Source organism: uncultured Kocuria sp. (assembly GCF_947500125.1).
GTDB lineage: Bacteria > Actinomycetota > Actinomycetes > Actinomycetales > Micrococcaceae > Kocuria.
Map to the genome: position 1 here is coordinate 36,672 of NZ_CANMRA010000011.1, position 21,706 is coordinate 58,377.

Annotated in this window: 15 protein-coding genes and 1 riboswitch; all 15 genes read right to left on the minus strand. The window is 71.5% G+C overall.

All coding sequences use genetic code 11. The features are described from left to right. Positions 1-60: 60 nt before the first annotated feature. Entirely contained in the window at positions 61-738 is a 678-nt protein-coding gene (locus tag Q0817_RS09235; protein ID WP_298586136.1) for a 3-oxoacid CoA-transferase subunit B, read from the minus strand. Between the two features lies 1 nt (position 739). Further along, a complete protein-coding gene (locus Q0817_RS09240; protein ID WP_298586139.1) occupies positions 740-1,432 on the minus strand; it encodes a 3-oxoacid CoA-transferase subunit A in 693 nt (230 codons plus the stop codon). Between the two features lie 34 nt (positions 1,433-1,466). Next, on the minus strand, positions 1,467-2,660 hold the full coding sequence (locus tag Q0817_RS09245; RefSeq protein ID WP_298586142.1) for a thiolase family protein: 1,194 nt from the start codon (positions 2,658-2,660) through the stop codon (positions 1,467-1,469). A gap of 104 nt (positions 2,661-2,764) precedes the next feature. After that, a complete protein-coding gene (gene pcaC, locus Q0817_RS09250; RefSeq protein ID WP_298586146.1) occupies positions 2,765-3,172 on the minus strand; it encodes a 4-carboxymuconolactone decarboxylase in 408 nt (135 codons plus the stop codon). Then, entirely contained in the window at positions 3,169-4,068 is a 900-nt protein-coding gene (locus Q0817_RS09255; RefSeq protein WP_298586149.1) for an alpha/beta fold hydrolase, read from the minus strand. The genes pcaC and Q0817_RS09255 overlap by 4 nt, the downstream gene beginning before the upstream one ends. After that, entirely contained in the window at positions 4,065-5,522 is a 1,458-nt protein-coding gene (locus Q0817_RS09260; protein ID WP_298586152.1) for a lyase family protein, read from the minus strand. Before Q0817_RS09260 ends, Q0817_RS09255 begins: the two co-directional genes overlap by 4 nt. A 103-nt stretch (positions 5,523-5,625) precedes the next feature. Continuing rightward, on the minus strand, positions 5,626-6,210 hold the full coding sequence (pcaG, locus tag Q0817_RS09265) for a protocatechuate 3,4-dioxygenase subunit alpha (RefSeq protein ID WP_298586155.1): 585 nt from the start codon (positions 6,208-6,210) through the stop codon (positions 5,626-5,628). Beyond that, the gene (gene pcaH / locus Q0817_RS09270; RefSeq protein ID WP_298586158.1) at positions 6,203-7,024 is read right to left on the minus strand and encodes a protocatechuate 3,4-dioxygenase subunit beta; all 822 of its coding nucleotides are present in this window, start codon (positions 7,022-7,024) and stop codon (positions 6,203-6,205) included. The genes pcaG and pcaH overlap by 8 nt, the downstream gene beginning before the upstream one ends. A 168-nt stretch (positions 7,025-7,192) precedes the next feature. Beyond that, positions 7,193-8,392 carry a 4-hydroxybenzoate 3-monooxygenase gene (locus Q0817_RS09275; RefSeq protein WP_298586160.1) on the minus strand — a complete coding sequence of 400 codons (1,200 nt, stop codon included), beginning with the start codon at positions 8,390-8,392 and terminating at the stop codon, positions 7,193-7,195. A 113-nt stretch (positions 8,393-8,505) separates the two neighbouring features. Next, positions 8,506-9,270: an IclR family transcriptional regulator gene (locus Q0817_RS09280; protein WP_298586163.1), complete on the minus strand. Its 765-nt coding sequence runs from the start codon at positions 9,268-9,270 to the stop codon at positions 8,506-8,508. 229 nt (positions 9,271-9,499) lie between these two features. Then, complete coding sequence (locus Q0817_RS09285; RefSeq protein ID WP_298586166.1) at positions 9,500-13,384, minus strand: DNA-directed RNA polymerase subunit beta'; 3,885 nt, start codon at positions 13,382-13,384, stop codon at positions 9,500-9,502. Between the two features lie 60 nt (positions 13,385-13,444). Further along, the gene (locus tag Q0817_RS09290) at positions 13,445-16,954 is read right to left on the minus strand and encodes a DNA-directed RNA polymerase subunit beta (RefSeq protein ID WP_298586169.1); all 3,510 of its coding nucleotides are present in this window, start codon (positions 16,952-16,954) and stop codon (positions 13,445-13,447) included. Between the two features lie 277 nt (positions 16,955-17,231). Next, on the minus strand, positions 17,232-20,117 hold the full coding sequence (gcvP, locus tag Q0817_RS09295; protein WP_298586171.1) for an aminomethyl-transferring glycine dehydrogenase: 2,886 nt from the start codon (positions 20,115-20,117) through the stop codon (positions 17,232-17,234). 158 nt (positions 20,118-20,275) lie between these two features. Then, positions 20,276-20,384, minus strand: a riboswitch (glycine riboswitch). A gap of 119 nt (positions 20,385-20,503) precedes the next feature. Further along, the gene (gene rplL, locus Q0817_RS09300) at positions 20,504-20,887 is read right to left on the minus strand and encodes a 50S ribosomal protein L7/L12 (protein ID WP_058872512.1); all 384 of its coding nucleotides are present in this window, start codon (positions 20,885-20,887) and stop codon (positions 20,504-20,506) included. A 98-nt stretch (positions 20,888-20,985) separates the two neighbouring features. Further along, positions 20,986-21,510: a 50S ribosomal protein L10 gene (gene rplJ / locus Q0817_RS09305; protein ID WP_298586177.1), complete on the minus strand. Its 525-nt coding sequence runs from the start codon at positions 21,508-21,510 to the stop codon at positions 20,986-20,988. Positions 21,511-21,706: the final 196 nt, after the last annotated feature.

A 21,706-nucleotide genomic window follows, 5' to 3' on the forward strand; every position in this document is an offset into this window, starting at 1 on the left:
ACTGGTCCGGGGGCGCGGCGGCCGGTGCCGGCCGTCGCGCCCCCGGGGGCGGTGCGGTGCTCAGCGGGCGGGCCGCAGCGGGACGTCGACGATCTGCTGGAGCTCCTCGAAGCTCGTCCCGAAGGTCTCACGCACCGAGACGCCGTCCTCCTCGATGAGGAACACGGCCTGGTCGGTGTAGATCCGGGAGACGCAGCCCACGCCGGTGAGCGGCATGGTGCACTGCTCGACGAGCTTCGACTGCCCCTTCTTGGTCTGCAGGGACATCATCACGAACGTCATCTTCGCACCCGTGGCCAGGTCCATGGCCCCGCCCACCGCGGGGATCGCGTCCGGCTTGCCCGTGTGCCAGTTGGCGAGGTTGCCCTTCCGGTCCACCTGGAACGCGCCGAGCACGCAGCAGTCGAGGTGCCCGCCGCGCATCATGGCGAAGGAGTCCGCGTGGTGGAAGTACGAGCAGCCCGGGGTCTCGAGCACGGGGATCTTGCCGGCGTTGATGAGGTCGGGGTCGACCTCGTCGCCGTGGGCCTCGGGGCCCATGCCGAGCATGCCGTTCTCGGTGTGCAGCGTGACGTCGTCCTCGGCGCTCAGATAGTTGGAGACCAGGGTCGGCTGGCCGATGCCGAGGTTGACGTAGGAGCCGGCGGGGATGTCGCGGGCCACCACGCGGGCCAGCTCCTCCGGGGCGAGCGGGGTCTCGGACGTCCTGGGCACGGTGTCCACGGTGTTCTCGCTCATCTCAGAGCTCCTCTCGGGGGTCGGTCTGGGCGGGGTCGGCGATCCGCACGACGGTGTCCACGTAGATGCCCGGGGTCACGACGGCCTCGGGATCCAGCCCGCCGCGCTCCACGACCTCCGCGACCTGCACGATGGAGGTGGTGGCGGCGGCGGCCATGACGGGGCCGAAGTTGCGAGCCGTCTTGCGGTAGACGAGGTTGCCCGCCCGGTCCGCGACGTGCGCCTTGGTCAGGGAGAAGTCGGCCTTGATGGGGTGCTCCAGGATGTAGTGGCGGCCGTCGATCTCGCGGGCCTCCTTGCCCTCGGCGAGCGGGGTGCCGTAGCCGGTGGGGGTGAAGAACGCCCCGATGCCGGCGCCGGCGGCGCGGATGCGCTCGGCGAGGTTGCCCTGCGGGACGACCTCGAGCTCGATCTGCCCGGCCCGGTACTTCTCGTCGAAGTGCCAGGAGTCGGACTGGCGCGGGAAGGAGCAGATGATCCTCCGGACGCGTCCGAGCTGGATCAGCCGGGCCAGGCCCACGTCGCCGTTGCCGGCGTTGTTGTTCACGACCGTCAGGTCGGTGGCGCCGTGGTCGATCAGCGCGTCGATGAGCTCGACGGGCTGTCCGGCCACGCCGAAGCCGCCGATCATGACGGTCGCGCCGTCGTGGATCGGGGCCACGGCCTGCGCGCAGCTGTCTGCGATGTTCAGCATGCGATGTGCCTCTCTTCGGTGGTCTGGACGGGTCTCAGGCGTTGGGGTTCTCGAGCACGACGGCGAGGCCCTGGCCCACGCCGATGCAGATGGCCGCGACGCCCCAGCGCTGCCCGGAGGCCTGCAGGGACTTCGCGAGCGTGCCGAGGATGCGGGTGCCGGAGGCCCCGAGGGGGTGGCCGATGGCGATGGCGCCGCCGTGCCGGTTGACGATCCCGGGGTCGATCCCCCAGGCGTCGACGCACGCCAGGGACTGGGCGGCGAAGGCCTCGTTGAGCTCGACGGCGGCGACGTCGTCCCAGCCGATCCCGGCGCGCCGCAGGGCGAGGTTCGCGGCCTCGACCGGGGCGAAGCCGAAGAACTGCGGCTCGTTGGCGGCGGCGCCGCGGCCGGCGATGCGGGCGAGGGGCTGCAGGCCGGTCAGTTCGGCGGCCTTCTCGGAGCCCAGCAGGGCGGCGGAGGCGCCGTCGTTGAGGGGCGAGGCGTTGCCGGCGGTGACGGTGCCGCCCTGCTCCGCCGGGCGGAAGACGGTCCTGAGCCCGCCCAGCTTCTCGACGGTCGAGGACGCGCGGACGGACTCGTCCTGGGTCAGCTCGGTGCCGGGGACCTGGACGGTGAGGTCCGTGTAGAAGCCCTCGTCCCAGGCCTGCTGGGTGAGCTGGTGGGAGCGGAACGCGAACTCGTCCATGCGGTCGCGGGTGATGCCGTGCCGCTCGGCGAGCTGCTCGGTGGCCTCCCCCAGGGAGACGGTCCACTCGGGATTCATCCTCCGGTTGACGAGGCGCCAGCCCAGCGTGGTGGAGGCCAGCGTCAGGTCGCCGGCGGGATAGGGCTTCTCCGTCTTCGGGAGCACCCAGGGGGCCCGGCTCATGGACTCGACGCCGCCGACGAGCATGAGGTCGGCCTCGCCCGCGTTGATCTGCCGGGACGCGATGATGGCGGCGTCCAGGGAGGACCCGCACAGGCGGTTGACGGTGGTGCCGGGGATCTCGACGGGCAGGCCGGCCAGCAGCGTGCCCATGCGGGCCACGTTGCGGTTCTCCTCGCCGGCGCCGTTGGCGTTGCCGAGCACGACCTCGTCGATCGCGGCGGGGTCCAGCGCGGACGCGCGCCGGACCTGCTCGCCGATCACCAGGGCGGCCAGGTCGTCGGGGCGGACGCCCGCCAGCGCGCCGCCGAAGCGGCCGAAGGGGGTCCGCACGGCGTCGTAGATGTAGGCCTCGGTCATGGTGTTCCTCACTTGCGTCGTTGCTCGTCGGTCACGGGGTCTCGGGGTCACAGGGTCTCGGGGTGTCCGGGCTGGCGGGGCGTGGGCCGTGCCGCGCGCCGGCCTCAGGCGCCCTCGGCGTCGAGGGCGTCGAGGACCTGCTTCGCGTGCTTGAAGGCGTTGTTGGCCGAGGGCACGGAGAGGTAGATCGCCGACTGCAGCAGGATCTCCTTGATCTCGTCGCGCTCCAGTCCGTTGCGCAGGGCGGCTCGCACGTGCATCTCGAACTCCTCCCAGTGCCCGGCGGCGATCAGCGCGGTCAGGGTGACGGCGCTGCGCATCCGCCGGTCCAGTCCCGGCCGGGTCCAGATCTCGCCCCACGCGTAGCGGGAGATGAAGTCCTGGAACTCGCCGGTGAAGGCGTCCTTGCCGGCCTCGGCGCGGTCCACGTGGGCGTCGGAGAGCACCTCGCGGCGCACCGCCATGCCGTCCGCGTGCGCCTCCTGCTCGGTGCGCCGGGGGTTGCTGCTCATGCTCGTGCTCCTCGGGGGTCGTGGGAGGCGTGGGGGCCGTGGGAGGCGTGGGGGCCGTGGGAGGCGTGGGGGTCCTGGGAATCGTGGGAGGGCTGCGTCCCGAAGTGCTCGTCCAGCAGCCGCGCCACCTGCTGCGGGGCCTCGGCGGGCACCAGGTGGCCGGCGTCCTGGACGACGACGAGGCGCCCGCCGGTCGCCTCCGCGAGGTCCGCCGCCGACTCCGGCGGCGTCGCGACGTCGTGCGCGCCGACCACGGCGAGCACGGGCACGGTCGCGGCGGCGAGGTCCGCACGCGTGTCGAAGGCGGCCAGGGCCTCGCACGCCCGGGCGTAGGAGAACCGGTCCGCGTCCTGGAGGTCGTGCAGCAGCTCCGTGGTGGTGACCGCGTCCCGCTCGATGAATCCCGGGGCGAACCACCGCTGGGCGGAGCCCACGACCTGGGTGGGGGTGCCGGCCGCGGCCACGAGCCGGGCGCGCTCCGCCCAGGGACCGGGCTCCCCCACCCGGGCGGCGGTGCCCAGGAGGGCGATGGCGCGGAGCCGGTCCGGGGCGTCGAAGAGCAGCTGCTGCCCCACGCACCCGCCGATCGAGCACCCCGCGTAGAAGAACGGTCGTTCGATGTCGGTCCCGGCGGCCGCTCGGTAGCGGTCCACGGCCGCCAGCACCCCCTGCGCGAGCTCGGCGACGGTGAACGGGTCGCCGGTGGGCGCGGAGGCCCCGTGCCCGGGCAGGTCCCAGCCCAGGACCCGGACGTCGCCCGCGAGCCGCCGGGCCATGCCGGACCACAGCGAGGTCACGGACGTGCCGAGCGAGGGGCCGAGCACGAGGAGCGGGGCCTGCGCGGACGGCACCGGCCGGTCGGCGAACTCGACGAGGGTGAGGACGGGGACGGTCATGCGGTGCTCCTGGCGCTGGTCCCGGCCGGTGCGCCGGTGGTGGTCGAAGGATCGTTCGCGGACCGGTGGTGGTGCTCGAGCACCCGGTCGATCAGCAGGTCGTTGGCGCCGAGGTAGCCGGCGGGGTCGAGCAGCCCGGTCACGACGCCCCGGTCCACGCGGGTGCCGTCCGCCAGCACCGTGCCCGCGGCGAGGCCCAGGAGGGCGTCGATCATGCCCTGCCGGTCGGTCGCGTGCTCGCGCACGACCGCCTGGACCCGCTGCTTGCCCGTGGCGCCGTCGGCGGCGGGCGGCAGCAGCGGCGCGAGGACCGCGCTGATCCGCTCGGCGAGCACGGCGGGCCCGGAGGCGTCCAGGTTGGCCCGCATCCGGGCGGTGTCCACGGTGAGGCCCGCCGTGAGCTCGGCCGCGTGCGACGACGCCGCGACGGCGAGCCGGGCGAGCTCCCGCAGCGCCGGCCACTCCGTGTGCCAGGCGCCGTCGGGGCGCTCGTCGACGTACTGGGAGGCGGCGAGGTGGAGCTGGGCCACGAGCTGCGGCGCGGTCAGGGCGGTGCGCCGGATCAGCACCGAGAGCACCGGGTTCTGCTTCTGCGGCATCGCGGAGGACACGCCGCGTCCCTCGGCGGCCGGTTCGCGCAGCTCGCCGAGCTCGGGACGGGAGAGCAGCAGGACGTCGTTGGCGATCCGGCCCAGGGCCGCGCAGACGGCCCCGAGGGTCTCGGCGGTGCGCAGGACCGGTCGCCTGCTGGTGTGCCACACGTGCGGCGGCATGCCCAGCCCGAGCTCGTCGGCCCAGCGGCGGGCGAGCTCGACGGCCTGCTCCGCGGCGTCGGGGGCGCCCGGGAAGAGCGCGAGGCTCCCGGCGAGGGTGCCGGCGGCCCCGCCGAAGGACACCGGCAGCCGGGCGAGCCCGGCCAGGTCCTCCTCGAGGTCCTGCAGCCCGGCGAGCCAGCCGGCGGCCTTGAGGCCGAAGGTGGTGGGCAGCGCGTGCTGCGTCAGGGTGCGGGCGGCCTGGACGGTGCCGCGGTGGGTCTGCACCAGCCGGGCCAGGGCGTCCGCGGTGCCGGACAGCTGCCGCGCCAAGGGGACGGCGGCGCGCCGGGCCACGAGCATCATGGCGGTGTCCATGACGTCCTGGCTGGTCAGACCGCGGTGCACGAAGCGCACGGCGTCGGGATCGAGCTCCCCCAGCCGGCGCCGGTAGTCGGCGAGGAGCGGGATGACCGGGTTGCCGCCGCCCTCGGCGCGCAGGGCGATGTCCGCGGCGTCGTAGTCGCCCGCCCGGGCGGCCGCACGGGCGGCCTCGGCGGCGCCGCGCGGGGCGAGCCCGGCGTCCGCCTGCGCGGCGACCCAGGCCGCCTCGACGTCGAGCAGCGCCTGGAGCACCGCGGCGTCGTCGGTGTGCGCGTCCCCCCGGTGGGCCCCGGGGCTGAGCAGCCCGGTGTCGCTCATGCGCGTCCTCCTGAGGGGTTCGTCCGGTCGTGCGTCGTGGGGTGTGGTGCGGGCGCCGTGCGGGAGCCCCGGCCGGTGCGTCCGGTGCTCCCGCACGGGCCGGTCACTGCTCGAGGTTGGGGTACGTGAGGAAGACGGTCTCGTCCTCCCCCTGCATCCGGATGTCGAAGCGCAGGGAGCCGTCGGCCTCGCGCTCGGCGATCAGCGTGCGGCGCCGGTCCTCGGGCAGGGAGCCCAGGAGCGGGTCGCCCGCCAGCGCCTCGGCGTCCTCCGGCAGGTAGATGCGGGTGAACAGCCGGTTGAGCAGGCCGCGGGCGAAGATCGTCAGCGTGATGAACGGCGCCTTGCCGGGCTCGGTCGGGCCCGGGTCGACGGTGGTGAAGGTGTAGTGGCCCTCGTTGTCGACGGACGCGCGGCCGAAGCCGGTGAAGGTGTAGCCGTCGCGCACCAGCGAGCCGGTCGCGGTGGGGACCTTCCCGTTGCCGTCGGCCTGCCAGATCTCGAGCATCGCGTCCGGCACGTGCTCGCCGTGGCCGTCGGTGACCGTGCCGTGCAGGCGCACCGCCTGCGGGTGCCCGAGCGGCACGAGCAGCTCGCCCTTGTCGTAGGGCAGCGCGTAGCCGAAGAAGGGGCCGATGGTCTGGCCGGGGGTGGCCGGGAGCGCAGGTGTAGCCGGGGTCTCAGACATTGGAGTCGCCTTCCGTCCAGGTGCGGTTCGAGCCGCTGAGCACGATGTCCCACGTGTAGCCGAGCAGCCACTCGTGCTCGGAGGCGTCGTGGTCGTACTCGGCCACGAGCCGCTGGCGGGCCTTCGGGTCCACGATGGACTGGAAGATCGGGTCCAGCGCGAACAGCGGGTCGGAGGGGAAGTACATCTGGGTGATCATCCGCTGGGTGAAGTCCGTGCCGAACAGCGAGAAGTGCACGTGCGCGGGCCGCCAGGCGTTGTGGTGGTTCTTCCAGGGGTACGGCCCGGGCTTGATGGTGACGAACTCGTAGGAGCCGTCGTCACCGGTCAGGCACCGTCCCACGCCCGTGAAGTTCGGGTCGATGGGCGCGGGGTGCTGGTCGCGCTTGTGGATGTAGCGCCCGGCCGCGTTGGCCTGCCAGATCTCCACGAGCTGGTTCCGCACGGGCCGGCCGTCGCCGTCGAGAACCCGGCCGCGGATCTTGATCCGCTCGCCGATGGGCTCCCCGCCCGACTGGATGGTCAGGTCCGACTCGAGCCGGTGCACGTCCCGCTCGCCGAAGGCGGGCGCGTGCAGCTCGATGGTCTCGGGGTCCGCGTGGTGCAGGTCCTTGGTGGGGTGCCGCAGGATCGAGCTGCGGTAGGGCGCGTAGTCCAGTCGCGGCTGCGTCTCGGTGCGCCCCGACGCCGTGTAGTCCTCACTGATCCGCGCCATCTCGCGGTCGAGGTCGGACTGCGTGTCCGCCGCGTCGTCGGGTCCCTTCGGGGTGAGGTGCACGAAGGACTCCTCCGGCCCCTGGTCCTGGTCGGTCATGGTTCAACTCCTTTGTCGCGAGGTGGCTGCCGCACCGGTGGGCGTCGCGCCCGCGGTGGTCGGTGCCTCCGCGGAGAACTCTGCCGAGGCTAGCGCAATCGGTGCAGCATTCGCACATGTGTTCGTTGTGCGAACTTATTGTGGGGTCACAGTCGGCGGACCCGGTGGTCAGCGGTCGTCGGGCCAGCCCGTGTAGGACTCCGCGAAGTAGGCGGCCCCGCGCTCGGAGCCGGTGATCGCCGTGAACTCGCCGTGCCGGCGCTTCTGGTGGAAGGGGTTCTCCCCCGGCTGGGTGTGCATGAGCTGGGTGGCCCAGTAGGAGAAGTTCTGCGCCTTCCACACGCGCTCGAGCGCCGTGGCCGAGTACCCGGCCAGCCCGGTGCCGTCGCCGGAGCGGAAGAACTCCACGAGCGCCGGGGCGAGCACGCGGACGTCGCAGAACGCGAGGTTCAGGCCCTTGGCCCCGGTCGGGGGCACGGTGTGGCCGGCGTCGCCCACGAGGAACAGGTTGCCGTGGCGCAGGGGCTCACAGACGTAGGAGCGGAACTTCAGCACCGTCTTGTCGAAGATGGGCCCCTCCTGGAGCCGGAGGCCGTCGGGGCCCTCGACGCGGCGCTGGAGCTCGGCCCAGATCCGCTCGTCGTCCCAGTCGTCGACGTCCTCCTCCGGGTCGCACTGGAAGTACATGCGCTGGACGGTGTCGCTGCGCTGGGAGACGAGGGCGAAGCCGTGCTCGGAGTTCGCGTAGATGAGCTCCGGGGCGCTCGGCGGGGCCTCGGCGAGGATCCCGAACCAGGCGAAGGGGTACTCGATGAAGTTGTCCGTGCGCTCCTGCTCGGGGATCGCGCGGCGGCAGATGCTCTGCGAACCGTCGGCGCCCACGAGCATCTCGCAGCGGATCTCGAAGTCCTCGCCCGCGGCGTCGGTGAAGCGGATCGCCGGCCGGTCGGTGGTCAGGTCCAGGACCTCCGTGTCGGTGACCGACCAGCGGACGTCCCCGCCGTCGCGCTCCCGGGCGTCGGCCAGGTCCAGGAACACCTCGTTCTGCGGATAGAGCCACACGGACTCGCCGACGAGCTTCTTGAAGTCGATGCGGTGGCTCTCGCCCTGGAAGCGCAGCACGGTGCCCTCGTGCTCGTGACCCTCCGTGAGCACCCGCCCGTCGACCCCCTCGTCGACCAGCATCCGCACGGTCGGGGCCTCGAGGATGCCGGCCCGGTGGGTCGCGTGGATGGTGTCCTTGTCGCGCTTCTCGACGACGATGCTGTCGATGCCGGCACGGCCGAGCAGGTGGGCCAGCATCAGCCCGGCCGGGCCGCCGCCGACGATGCCGACCTGTGTGCTGAGAACGGTGCGCTGTGCGCTCATGAGTGCTCCTGGTGATACGACGGGAATCGTGACCAGTCTCCCAGCGGCCTGTGGTCGGCACCACAGACGTCCCGTTGAACGGGACGGGGGCAACGGCGGGCGCGGCGTGCGGCTCAGCGGGAGGCGTCCCGCAGCGTCCGGCGGATGCCGTGCGCGGCGGTGTGCAGCGCCTGGACGATCGCCCCGGCCCGCGCGGCGGGATCGCCCGCGGGGGTGATGACGCCCAGGCCCGCCACCACCTGGTCGCCGCGCCCCCGCACGGGCACGGCGATGCCCGCCGTGCCCGCCTCGAGATAGCCGGTCTGCAGGGCGTGGCCCGCGCCGCGGATCCGCTCGAGCTCCGCGGCCAGCACCCCGGGGTCCGTCGGGGAGAGCTCGGTGAACGCGGCGAGGGGGCCCTGCAGGTACTCCTCCCGGTACTCCTGCGGGGCGTGCGCGAGCAGGACGAGACCCGTGGCCGAGAGGTGCAGGGGCAGCCGGCCCGCCACCTCCGACCGGACGGGCACCGCCCGGGGGTGCGAGAGCCGTTCCACGAGCAGCACCTCGCGGCCCTCCACGATGCCGAGCTGCACGTGCTGGCGCAGGACCGCGTGGATGTCCCCCATGAACGGGCGGGCGGCGCGCGCCAGCCCGAGCTCGCGCGAGGAGCGGTTGGCCAGCTCCCACAGCCGGGTGCCGACCACGTAGTGCCCGCCCTCCACCCGCTCGAGCCAGCCCTGGCGGGCCATGTCCCGGGCCAGCCGGTGCGCCGTGGCGGTGGGCAGGCCGGTGAGGGCGGCGATCCGGCCCCCCGTCAGCCGGGAGTTCTCGGCGGTGAACGCCGCGAGGATCCGGTCCGCCCGCTCGAGCACGGACTCCCCGGTGGGTGAGTTCGCCATGGTTCCTCCTGAGGCCCCTTCCTGGTCCCTGGTCGTGCGTCGTGGCCGCCCGTCATGGTCCTGCGTCGTGGTGGTGCTTCATGGTGCTGCGGCGTGGTGTGGTGCGGCGTGGCCGCGCGTCGTGGCCCGCCGTGGATACGGCGGCAGCCCCGCCCCGGAAGACGCGTCTTCCGGAGCGGGGCTGCCGTGGTGATCACGAGCGTGATCTCGTCCTCGGGGGACGCCGACCTCAGTTGGAGCCGAAGTCGTAGTCGTCCAGCGGGATCGCCTGGAACTCGGCGGGCGAGGAGTTCTCCTCCGCGTAGCTGAAGTCCGAGAACGAGCCCGGCTCCGTGAACAGCGAGGCCTTCGCCTCGTCCGTCGGCTCCACGTCGATGTTGTTGTACCGCGCGAGCCCGGTGCCGGCCGGGATCAGCTTGCCGATGATCACGTTCTCCTTGAGGCCCACCAGCGGGTCGGACTTGCCCTCCATGGCCGCCTGCGTGAGCACGCGGGTGGTCTCCTGGAAGGACGCGGCCGACAGCCACGAGTCGGTGGCCAGCGAGGCCTTCGTGATGCCCATCAGCTCCGGCCGGCCGGCGGCCGGACGGTTGCTCTCGGCCACGGCCCTGCGGTTGGCCTCCAGGAAGCGGACGTTCTCGACGAGCTCGCCCGGCAGCAGGTCGGTCTCGCCGGACTCGATGATCGTCACGCGCCGCAGCATCTGCCGCACGATGACCTCCACGTGCTTGTCGTGGATGCCCACGCCCTGGGAGCGGTACACGCGCTGCACCTCGTCCACGAGGTGCTTCTGCGCCTGCCGCGGACCGCGGATGCGCAGCACCTCCTTGGGGTCGACGGCGCCCGAGACCAGCTGCTGGCCGACCTCGACGTGGTCGCCCTCGGTCACGAGCAGCTTGGCGCGGCGCAGCACCGGGTACCCGATCGCCTCGTCCCCGTTGTCCGGGGTCACGACGAGCTTGAGGGCCTTCTCGGTGTCCTCGATGCTGACCCGCCCGGCGACCTCCGAGATCGGCGCGACACCCTTGGGCGTGCGGGCCTCGAAGAGCTCCTGGATACGGGGCAGACCCTGGGTGATGTCGCCGTCCGAGGACGCCACGCCACCCGTGTGGAAGGTGCGCATCGTGAGCTGCGTGCCCGGCTCGCCGATCGACTGCGCGGCGATGATGCCCACGGCCTCGCCGATGTCCACGAGCTGGTTGGAGGCCAGCGAGCGGCCGTAGCACGCCGCGCACACGCCCACCGCCGACTCGCAGGTCAGCACGGAGCGCACGCGCACCGTGTCGGCCCCGCCGGCGAAGAGGGCGCTGATGAGCTGGTCGGAGAGGTCCGTGCCGGCCTCGGCCAGGATCTCGCCGTTGGCGTCCACCACGTCCACCGCGAGCACGCGGCCGTGCACGGTGTTCTCGATGTCCTCGTGCAGCACGCGGGCACCGGTCTCCTGCACGTCGGCGAGCGGCAGGTTCAGGCCGCGCTCCGTCATGCAGTCCGCCTCCCGCACGATGACGTCCTGGGAGACGTCCACGAGACGACGGGTCAGGTAGCCCGAGTTCGCCGTGCGCAGCGCGGTGTCGGCCAGGCCCTTGCGGGCGCCGTGGGTCGCGATGAAGTACTCCAGCACCGACAGGCCCTCGCGGTAGGAGGACTTGATCGGGCGGGGCATGATCTCGCCCTTGGGGTTGGACACGAGCCCGCGGATGCCGGCGATCTGGCGGACCTGCATCCAGTTGCCTCGGGCACCGGAGGACACCATGCGGTTGATGGTGTTCAGCGGGGAGAGGTTCGCCTGCATGGCCTGGGCGACCTCGTCCGTGGCCTTGGTCCAGATGTCGATGAGCTCCGAGCGGCGCTCGTCGTCGTCGATCAGACCGCGGTCGTACTGGCCCTGGATCTTCGCGGCCTGCGCCTCGTAGCCCTCCATGATGGCGGGCTTCTCCGGCGGGGTCGCGATGTCCGAGATCGCCACGGTCACGCCCGAGCGGGCCGCCCAGTGGAACCCGGCGTCCTTGAGCTCGTCCAGCGTGTGCGCCACGGTCACCATCGGGTACCGCTCCGCGAGATCGTTGACCAGCGCGGACAGGTGCTTCTTGTCCGCGACGGCCTCGTCCCAGGGGTAGTCCTCGGGCAGCGTCTCGTTGAACAGCACGCGGCCCAGCGTGGTCTGCACGAGCACGGGCTGACCGGGCTCCCAGCCCTCGGGGGCCTCCCAGCCCTCGAACGGCACGAAGTCGTCCAGCTCGATCCGGCACAGCGCGTTCAGGTGCAGCTTCCCGGCGTCGTGGGCCATGATCGCCTCGGCCACCGAGGAGAACGAGCGGCCCTCCCCCTCCTCGCCCTCGCGGACGGTCGTGAGGTGGTACAGCCCGATGATCATGTCCTGGGAGGGCAGGGCGATCGGCTTGCCGTCCGAGGGCTTCAGGATGTTGTTCGAGGACAGCATCAGGATGCGCGCCTCGGCCTGGGCCTCCGGGGACAGGGGCAGGTGCACCGCCATCTGGTCGCCGTCGAAGTCGGCGTTGAACGCGCCGCACACGAGCGGGTGGAGCTGGATGGCCTTGCCCTCGACGAGCTGCGGCTCGAACGCCTGGATGCCCAGACGGTGCAGGGTGGGCGCACGGTTGAGCAGCACGGGGTGCTCCGTGATGACCTCCTCGAGCACGTCCCACACCTGGGGGCGGTAGCGCTCGACCATGCGCTTGGCCGACTTGATGTTCTGCGCGTGGTTGAGGTCCACGAGCCGCTTCATCACGAACGGCTTGAACAGCTCCAGCGCCATCTGCTTGGGCAGACCGCACTGGTGCAGCTTCAGCTGCGGGCCCACCACGATGACCGAGCGGCCGGAGTAGTCGACGCGCTTGCCGAGCAGGTTCTGCCGGAACCGGCCCTGCTTGCCCTTGAGCATGTCGGACAGCGACTTCAGCGCACGGTTGCCCGGCCCGGTGACCGGGCGGCCGCGGCGGCCGTTGTCGAACAGCGAGTCCACGGCCTCCTGCAGCATCCGCTTCTCGTTGTTGACGATGATCTCCGGGGCGCCCAGGTCCAGCAGGCGCTTGAGCCGGTTGTTGCGGTTGATCACGCGCCGGTAGAGGTCGTTGAGGTCCGACGTGGCGAAGCGGCCGCCGTCGAGCTGGACCATCGGCCGCAGCTCCGGCGGGATCACCGGGACGGCGTCCAGGACCATGCCCAGCGGGGAGTTGTCCGTCGTCAGGAACGCGTTGACGACCTTGAGCCGCTTCAGGGCACGGGTCTTGCGCTGGCCCTTGCCGGTGGCGATGGTCTCCCGCAGGGACTCGGCCTCGGCCTCGAGGTCGAAGGTCTCGAGGCGCTTCTTGATCGCCTCGGCGCCCATCGAGCCCTCGAAGTACATGCCGTAGCGGTCCACCATGACGCGGTAGAGCGCCTCGTCGCCCTCGAGGTCGTTGACCTTGAGGTTCTTGAAGCGGTCCCAGACCTGCTCGAGCCGGTCGATCTCCAGGTTGGCGCGCTTGCGCACGTTGGCCATCTGGCGGTCGGCGGAGTCGCGGAGCTTGCGCTTCTCCGCGGCCTTGCCGCCCTCCTCCTCGACCCGGCCGAGCTCGGTCTCCAGGTCACGGGCGATCGCGGCGATGTCGGAGTCGCGGGTGGACTCCATCTGCGCCTTCTCGCGGTCCACGGCCGCCTGCAGGTTCGGCAGGTCGTCGTGGCGAGCGTCCTCGTCCACCGACGTGATCATGTACGCCGCGAAGTAGATGACCTTCTCCAGGTCCTTCGGGGCGAGGTCCAGCAGGTAGCCCAGCCGCGAGGGGACGCCCTTGAAGTACCAGATGTGGGTCACAGGAGCGGCGAGCTCGATGTGGCCCATGCGCTCACGGCGCACCTTGGCCCGGGTGACCTCCACGCCGCAGCGCTCGCAGATGATGCCCTTGTAGCGCACGCGCTTGTACTTGCCGCAGTAGCACTCCCAGTCCCGGGTGGGACCGAAGATCTTCTCGCAGAACAGGCCGTCCTTCTCGGGCTTGAGCGTGCGGTAGTTGATGGTCTCCGGCTTCTTGACCTCGCCGTAGGACCAGGTCCGGATGTCCTCCGCGGTCGCAAGACCGATCCGCATGAGGCCTAGTGAAGATTCGTTGGACATGAGGGTCCTTTATCTCTTTCTCTGGAAAAGTTGACGTCTCGTCGGGTGGAACGAGGGGGATCAGACCTCTTCGACCGAGCTGGGCTCGGAGTGCGAGAGATCGATGCCCAGTTCCTCGGCCGCCCGGAAGACCTCGTCATCCGAATCGCGCATCTCGATGGTGTTGCCGTCCGCCGAGAGCACCTCGACGTTCAGGCACAGCGACTGCATCTCCTTGATGAGGACCTTGAAGGACTCGGGGACACCCGGCTCCGGGATGTTCTCGCCCTTCACGATGGCCTCGTAGACCTTCACGCGCCCGTGGACGTCGTCGGACTTGACCGTCAGCAGCTCCTGCAGCGTGTAGGCGGCGCCGTACGCCTCGAGCGCCCAGACCTCCATCTCGCCGAAGCGCTGACCGCCGAACTGCGCCTTACCGCCCAGCGGCTGCTGGGTGATCATGGAGTACGGACCGGTCGAGCGCGCGTGGATCTTGTCGTCCACGAGGTGGTGCAGCTTCAGGATGTACTGGTAGCCCACCGACACCGGGTCCGGGAACGGCTCGCCGGAGCGGCCGTCGAACAGCCGGGCCTTGCCGGACCGGTCGATCAGGCGCACGCCGTCGCGCGTCGGGTTGGTGTGGTCGAGGAGGTCGAAGATCTCCTCCTCGCGCGCGCCGTCGAACACCGGGGTGGCGACGTTGGTGGGGCCGGACTGCTTCGGGAAGTTCGGCAGCCGGTCGAGCCACTCGGGGTCGCCCTCGATGTTCCAGCCCTGCTTGGCGAGCCAGCCGGTGTGCACCTCGAGGACCTGCCCGAGGTTCATGCGGCCGGGCACGCCCAGCGGGTTGAGGATGATGTCCACGGGGGTCCCGTCCTCGAGGAACGGCATGTCCTCCAGCGGCAGGATCTTCGAGATGACGCCCTTGTTGCCGTGGCGGCCGGCGAGCTTGTCGCCGTCCGTGATCTTGCGCTTCTGCGCCACGTACACCCGGACCACCTGGTTGACGCCCGCGGGCAGGTCGTCGTCCTCGTCGTCGCGGTCGAAGACGCGCACGCCGATGACGGTGCCGGACTCGCCGTGGGGCACCTTCAGGGACGTGTCGCGCACCTCGCGGGACTTCTCCCCGAAGATCGCGCGCAGCAGGCGCTCCTCAGGGGTCAGCTCGGTCTCGCCCTTCGGGGTGACCTTGCCCACGAGGATGTCGCCGGCCTGGACCTCCGCGCCGATGTGGATGATGCCGCGCTCGTCGAGGGCGGACAGCACCTCCTCGGACACGTTCGGGATGTCCCGGGTGATCTCCTCGGCGCCCAGCTTCGTGTCGCGGGCGTCGATCTCGTGCTCCTCGATGTGGATCGAGGTGAGCACGTCCTCCGAGACCATGCGCTGGGAGAGGATGATCGCGTCCTCGTAGTTGAGGCCCTCCCAGGACATGTAGGCGACCAGCAGGTTCTTGCCCAGGGCCAGCTCGCCCTGGTCCGTCGAGGGGCCGTCGGCGATGACCGAGCGCTCCTCGACGCGCTCGCCCTCGGACACGATGACCCGCTGGTTGTACGTGTTGCCCGGGTTCGAGCGCGTGAACTTGTTGATCGGGTAGACCGTGGTCGTCCCGTCGTCGTTGAGCACGCGCACGAGGTTCGCCGAGACCTCCTCGACCACGCCCGCCTTGCGCGCCAGCACGGAGTCGCCGGCGTCCAGGGCCGCGTAGCGCTCCATGCCGGTGCCCACGAGCGGGGCCTCGGACTCGAGCAGCGGCACGGCCTGGCGCTGCATGTTGGCGCCCATGAGCGCACGGTTGGCGTCGTCGTGCTCGAGGTACGGGATGAGGGCGGTCGCCACGGACACCATCTGGCGCGGGGACACGTCCATGAACTGCACGGCGGTCGGGTCGACCAGCACGGCCTCGCCCGAGCCGTCGGCGGCGCGCGCGAGCACGGCGTCCTCGGCGAACCGGTTGTCCAGGTTCAGCGGGGCGTTGGCCTGGGCGATCGTGACGCCGCGCTCGTCGTCGGCGGTGAGGTACTCGACGTCGTCGGTCACGAGGCCGTCGACGACCTTGCGGTACGGCGTCTCGATGAAGCCGAACGGGTTGATCCGCCCGTAGGTCGCCAGCGAGCCGATGAGGCCGATGTTGGAGCCCTCAGGGGTCTCGATGGGGCACATGCGGCCGTAGTGCGACGGGTGGACGTCACGGACCTCCATGCCGGCGCGGTCGCGGGAGAGACCCCCGGGGCCGAGCGCGGACAGGCGGCGCTTGTGGGTCAGGCCCGCGAGCGGGTTGTTCTGGTCCATGAACTGCGAGAGCTGCGAGGTGCCGAAGAACTCCTTGATCGCCGCCACGACGGGACGGATGTTGATCAGGGTCTGCGGGGTGATCGCCTCGACGTCCTGGGTGGTCATGCGCTCGCGCACCACGCGCTCCATCCGGGACAGGCCGGTGCGGATCTGGTTCTCGATCAGCTCGCCCACCGCGCGGATGCGCCGGTTGCCGAAGTGGTCGATGTCGTCGACGTCCACGACGACCTCGCGGGGCTCGCCGTCGCGCACGCCCTTCATGGTGCCGCCGCCGGCGTGCAGGGTCACGAGGTAGCGGATCATCGCGACGATGTCGTCGACCGAGAGCACGGACGCGTCCTCGTCCTCGAACGCCTTGTCGAGGCCGAGCTTGCGGTTGATCTTGTAGCGGCCCACCTTCGCGAGGTCGTAGCGCTTGGAGTTGAAGTACATGTTGTCCAGCAGCGCCTGCGCGGCGTCGACCGTGGGCGGCTCCCCCGGGCGCAGCTTGCGGTAGATGTCCAGCAGCGCGTCCTCGCGGGACTCGACGGTGTCCTTCTCGAGGGTCGCCCGGATGGAGTCGAACTCCCCGAACTCCTCGAGGATGCGGGACTCGCTCCAGCCGAGGGCCTTGAGCAGCACGGTCACCGACTGCTTGCGCTTGCGGTCGAGGCGCACGCCCACCTGGTCGCGCTTGTCGATCTCGAGCTCGAACCAGGCGCCGCGGGACGGGATGATCTTCGCGGAGTAGATGTCCTTGTCCGAGGTGCGGTCCTGGCCGCGCTCGAAGTACGCGCCCGGCGAGCGGACGAGCTGGGAGACGACGACACGCTCGGTGCCGTTGATGACGAAGGTGCCCTTCTCGGTCATCAGCGGGAAGTCGCCCATGAACACGGTCTGCTGCTTGATCTCGCCCGTGTTGTTGTTCATGAACTCGGCCTTGACGTACAGGGGCGCCGAGTAGGTGGCGTCCCGGTCCTTGCACTCGTCCATGGTGTACTTCGGGTCGTAGAACTCCGGCTCCGAGAAGGACAGGGACATGGTGCCCTGGAAGTCCTCGATCGGGGAGATCTCCTCGAAGATGTCGGACAGGCCGGAGGTGCGGGCGATGCCCTGCTCCCCGGTCTCGATGGCCTGCTGGACGCGGGCCTGCCACCGCTCGTTGCCCACGAGACGGTCGAAGCTGTCCGTCTGGAGGGCCAGCAGGTTCGGCACGTCCAGCGGTTCATGGATCTTGGCGAAGGAGATGCGGCGCGGGACGTCCCCGTCGGCCGGTCGGTTAGCGGTTACGTTCGAATCGGTGCTCGAGGCGACCAAGATGGATTCCTTCCACAGACCTGCAGTTGAATCGCGCAGTTCCCGAATCGGGGATACGGGTGTGCGAGGGCCAGCGGACTGACGATGCTGGTTCGCTCCCCGGGGGCGCCCACCGCTATATGAAGGCACGCAGAATGAGGGACAACGCAAAGATCCAGCATAGGCCCGAACCGCGACTCTGTCCACACGAGCGGTGGACGCGGACGTCCACCGCTCGTAGGATGGGAAATTTCGTGTGCCGGGTCTCAGGGCCCCTGGGGGCGCCCGGCCCACGGACTCAGCGGCCGGCCTCCACGGTGCCGCTCGCCACGGTCTCGGCGGCGGGCTCCGGGCCGGCCGCCGCGAACGCCTCGATCGGCGGGCAGCTGCAGACGAGGTTGCGGTCACCGGCGGCGTTCTCCACCCGGCCCACGGGCGGCCAGTACTTGGCCAGGCGCAGCTCGGGCAGCGGGTAGGCGGCCCGGGACCGGGGGTAGGCCCGGTGCCACTCGTCGGCCGTGAGCACCTCCGCGGTGTGCGGGGCGTGGCGCAGGACGGAGTCCTCGAGCGCCACCTCCCCCTCCGCCACGGCGGTCATCTCCGCGTGGATCGCGCGCATCGCGGCCACGAACCGGTCCAGCTCCGCGAGGTTCTCGGACTCCGTGGGCTCGACCATCAGCGTGCCCGCGACGGGGAACGCGAGGGTGGGCGCGTGGAAGCCGTAGTCGACGAGCCGCTTGCACACGTCCTCCGCGGTCACCCCGGAGGCCTTCGTGAGCGCGCGGAGGTCGAGGATGCACTCGTGGGCCACGAACCCGCCGGGGCCGGTGTAGAGGGTCGGGAAGACGTCGGCGAGCCGGGCGGAGACGTAGTTCGCGCTGAGGATCGCGGTGCGCGACGACGCCGTGAGCCCCTCCGCGCCGGTCATGGCGATGTACATCCAGGAGATCGGCAGCACCCCGGCCGAGCCGTAGCGGGCCTGGGACACGGGGAAGGAGTCCTCCCCGCCGTCCACGTCGCCGGGGTCCCCGGGCAGGAACGGCACGAGGTGCTCCGCGACGGCCACGGGCCCCACGCCCGGCCCCCCGCCGCCGTGCGGGATGCAGAAGGTCTTGTGCAGGTTCAGGTGGGAGACGTCCCCGCCGAAGCGGCCCGGCCGGGCGAGGCCCATGAGGGCGTTGAGGTTGGCGCCGTCCACGTAGACCTGGCCCCCCGCGTCGTGCACGGCGGCGCACACGGCGGTGATCTGCTCCTCGAACACGCCGTGCGTCGAGGGGTAGGTGACCATGATGCCCGCGAGCTCCTCCCCCACGGTCCGGATCTTCGCGGCGAGGTCCTCCATGTCCACGGAGCCGTCCCCGGCGGTGGCCACGACCACGACCTTGAGGTCGGCGAGCACGGCGGAGGCGGCGTTGGTGCCGTGGGCCGAGGAGGGGATGAGGATCGTCGTGCGCTGCCGGTCGCCCCGGGAGAGGTGGTAGCGGCGGATCGCGAGCAGCCCGGCGAGCTCGCCCTGGGACCCCGCGTTGGGCTGGACAGAGACCGCGGCGTAGCCGGTGATCTCCGTGAGCCAGGACTCGAGCTGGGCGATGAGCTCGCGCCAGCCGAGGGTCTGGTCCTCGGGGGCCAGCGGGTGGACCGAGGCGAACTCGGGCCAGCTGATGGGCTCCATCTCCGCGGCGGCGTTGAGCTTCATGGTGCAGGAGCCGAGCGGGATCATGGTCCGGTCGAGGGCCAGGTCCTTGTCCGCGAGGGAGCGCAGCCAGCGCATCATCGCGGTCTCCGAGCGGTGCAGGGTGAACACCGGGTGGGTCAGGTAGGAGTCGGTGCGCAGCAGCTCGGCCGGGAGCTCCCAGGCGGCGCCCGCGCCGCCGCCCTCCGTGGCCGCCGCGCCGAAGGCGGCGAGCACGGCGTCCACGTCCCGCTCGTCGTGGGGCTCCCCCACCGACACGGACACGTGGTCGGCGTCGGCCCGGCGCACGTTGATCCCGCGCTCCGCGGCCGCCGCCACGACGGCGTCGGCGCGGCCGGGGACCTCGGCCAGCACGGTGTCGAAGAACCGGTCGTGCACCACGCGGACGCCGGCGGCGGCGAGCCCGGCGGCCAGGCGTGCCGCCAGCCCGTGCACTCGCTCGGCGATGGCGCGCAGCCCCTCCGGGCCGTGGTAGGCGGCGTAGGCCCCGGCCACGATGGCCAGCAGCGCCTGGGCGGTGCAGATGTTGGAGGTGGCCTTCTCCCGGCGGATGTGCTGCTCGCGGGTCTGCAGGGCCAGCCGGTAGGCGGGCCGGCCGGAGGAGTCGGTCGAGACGCCCACCAGGCGGCCCGGCAGGTTCCGCTCGAGACCCTTGCGGCAGGCCAGGAACGCGGCGTGGGGGCCGCCGAAGAACAGGGGCACCCCGAAGCGCTGGGCGGAGCCCACGGCGATGTCCGCCCCCTGCTCCCCGGGGGAGCGCAGCAGCGTCAGGGCCAGCAGATCGGTGGCCACGGCCACGAGCGCACCCCGCGCGTGCGCCTCCTCGGCGGTCCCGGCGAGGGGGACGACCTCCCCGTCGACGCCCACCTGGGTCAGGACGACGCCGAAGAGGTCGCCCTCGGGCAGCCCCTCGGCGAGGTCGGCGACGACCAGCTCGATGCCCACGGCGCGGCAGCGCCCGCCCAGCACGGCGAGGGTCTGCGGGAGCGTCCGGGAGTCCACGACGACGCGCCGGCTCGTGGCCTTCCGGTTGGCCCGGCGCATCATGAGCACGGCCTCGGCCACCGCCGTGGCCTCGTCCAGGAGGGAGGCGTTCGCCAGGTCGAGACCGGTGAGGTCCATGACGGCGTTCTGGAACGTCAGCAGCGCCTCGAGGCGCCCCTGGGAGATCTCGGGCTGGTACGGGGTGTAGGAGGTGTACCAGGCGGGGTTCTCGAGGATGTTGCGGCGCAGCGCCGGCGGGGTGACGGTGTCCGCGTAGCCCTGCCCGATCATCTGGGTCATCACGCGGTTCTTCGCGGCGACCCGGCGCAGGGCCGTGAGCGCCTCGTGCTCCGACATCGGGGCGGGCAGCCGCAGGGGTTCGTGCGAGGCGATGCCGGCGGGGACCGCGCGGGCGACGAGCTCGTCGAGATCGGCGGCGCCGACGGCCTGGAGCATGCTCCGGGTCTCGGCGGCGTCCGGTCCGAGGTGGCGTGGCAGGAAGGACAAGGTCAGCTCCTCGTGGTTCGAGGCCCCGTGGGGCCCGTCCGACCTCCCCGCTCTGTCCCTGACCTGAGAGTTTTCACCGGCCGCTGCGGGCCGGCCTGCACCGTCGGTGGCCTCCCGTCCGGGCCGGTGGCGGGGCCGGAGGACCTCTTCAGAGTGGCCTGCTCGCAGCGGTACTGGGGCCTGAGAGATTCCCGGGGAGGATTTGCTCCTTCGGCGCCGCCCGCCGCCCGGGACGCGGACGACGTCGGACTCTCCCGCTGCGCGTGGGCGGCCGATGTGGTTGTCCCTCCAGTCTCCCACAGACCGGCCGGGCACGGCACGAGGCCCCGGACGCCGTGCGTCCGGGGCCTCGCAGGAGCGTTCGCGGAAGGAACGCGTCCGGGGTCCTACTTGAGGGTGACGGTGGCGCCGGCGCCCTCGAGGGCCTCCTTGGCCTTGTCCGCGGCCTCCTTGTTGGCGCCCTCGAGGACGGCCTTGGGGGCCGAGTCCACGAGGTCCTTGGCCTCCTTGAGGCCGAGGGAGGTCAGCGCGCGGACCTCCTTGATGACCTGGATCTTCTTCTCGCCGGCGGCCTCGAGGACGACGTCGAATTCGGTCTGCTCCTCGGCCTCCTCGGCGGCGGCGGCCGGAGCGGCGGCACCGGCGACGGCCACGGGGGCGGCGGCGGTGACGTCGAAGGTCTCCTCGAAGGCCTTCACGAACTCGGAGAGCTCGATGAGGGAGAGCTCCTTGAACGCGTCGATCAGTTCAGCGGTGGTGAGCTTGGCCATGGTTGTGGCTCCTTTTCGATGGTGTGCCCCGGCCGGGTTCGTCGGCGCGGGACGGTCTGGTTCCGTGGTGAGAATGTGCCTCGCGGCGGGGATGCTGGTCAGGCGTCCTGCTCCTCGACCTTGGCGCGCAGCGCCTCGGCCGTGCGGACGGTCTTCGACAGCGGCGCCTGGAACAGGGCCGCGGCCTGGGACAGGGCCGCCTGGGCGGCACCGGCCACCTTGGCCAGCAGCACCTCGCGGGACTCGAGGTCCGCGAGCTGCTTGATCTCCGCGTCGCTGAGGGCCTTGCCCTCGAGGTAACCGCCCTTGACGACGAGCTGCGGGTTCGTCTTGGCGAAGTCACGCAGGCTCTTGGCGGCCTCGACGGGATCCCCCGAGATGAAGGCGATCGCGCTCGGGCCGGCGAGCTGGCCGTCGAACGCGTCGATGCCCAGCTCCTTGGCCGCGATCGCGGTCAGCGTGTTCTTCACCACGGCGTATTCGGCGTTCTCACCGAGCGCGCGGCGCAGCTCCTTGAGCTGGGCCACGGTGAGGCCGCGGTACTCAGTCAGGACAGCGGCGTCCGAGTTGGAGAAGAGTTCCTTCAACTCGGCGACCGCGGCTGCCTTTTCCGGGTTCGCCATGGTACTCCTTCCGGTCTTCGATGCCGGTCGCTGCCGGAAGGGCCCGGGCACAGAAAAAGCCCCGCGCAGATGCCCGGGGCTCGGCGTCGCGGCCCGTGCAGGACGGGACGTGCTCGCTGTGCTGGTTCACCTGCGCTGGCGGTTCCTGGCGGAACTCTTACGGCTGCTCCTCCGTGGCGCACGCTCCGAAACGGGA

Bases quoted from the DNA above. Each gene is read 5' to 3' on its own strand.
- rplL (WP_058872512.1), bottom strand. From the start codon at position 20,887: ATGGCCAAGCTCACCACCGCTGAACTGATCGACGCGTTCAAGGAGCTC.
- pcaC (WP_298586146.1), bottom strand. From the start codon at position 3,172: ATGAGCAGCAACCCCCGGCGCACCGAGCAGGAGGCGCACGCGGACGGC.
- rplJ (WP_298586177.1), bottom strand. From the start codon at position 21,510: ATGGCGAACCCGGAAAAGGCAGCCGCGGTCGCCGAGTTGAAGGAACTC.
- Q0817_RS09245 (WP_298586142.1), bottom strand. From the start codon at position 2,660: ATGACCGAGGCCTACATCTACGACGCCGTGCGGACCCCCTTCGGCCGC.
- Q0817_RS09255 (WP_298586149.1), bottom strand. From the start codon at position 4,068: ATGACCGTCCCCGTCCTCACCCTCGTCGAGTTCGCCGACCGGCCGGTG.
- Q0817_RS09260 (WP_298586152.1), bottom strand. From the start codon at position 5,522: ATGAGCGACACCGGGCTGCTCAGCCCCGGGGCCCACCGGGGGGACGCG.
- pcaG (WP_298586155.1), bottom strand. From the start codon at position 6,210: ATGTCTGAGACCCCGGCTACACCTGCGCTCCCGGCCACCCCCGGCCAG.
- Q0817_RS09280 (WP_298586163.1), bottom strand. From the start codon at position 9,270: ATGGCGAACTCACCCACCGGGGAGTCCGTGCTCGAGCGGGCGGACCGG.
- Q0817_RS09285 (WP_298586166.1), bottom strand. From the start codon at position 13,384: ATGTCCAACGAATCTTCACTAGGCCTCATGCGGATCGGTCTTGCGACC.
- Q0817_RS09240 (WP_298586139.1), bottom strand. From the start codon at position 1,432: ATGCTGAACATCGCAGACAGCTGCGCGCAGGCCGTGGCCCCGATCCAC.
- Q0817_RS09275 (WP_298586160.1), bottom strand. From the start codon at position 8,392: ATGAGCGCACAGCGCACCGTTCTCAGCACACAGGTCGGCATCGTCGGC.
- Q0817_RS09235 (WP_298586136.1), bottom strand. From the start codon at position 738: ATGAGCGAGAACACCGTGGACACCGTGCCCAGGACGTCCGAGACCCCG.
- pcaH (WP_298586158.1), bottom strand. From the start codon at position 7,024: ATGACCGACCAGGACCAGGGGCCGGAGGAGTCCTTCGTGCACCTCACC.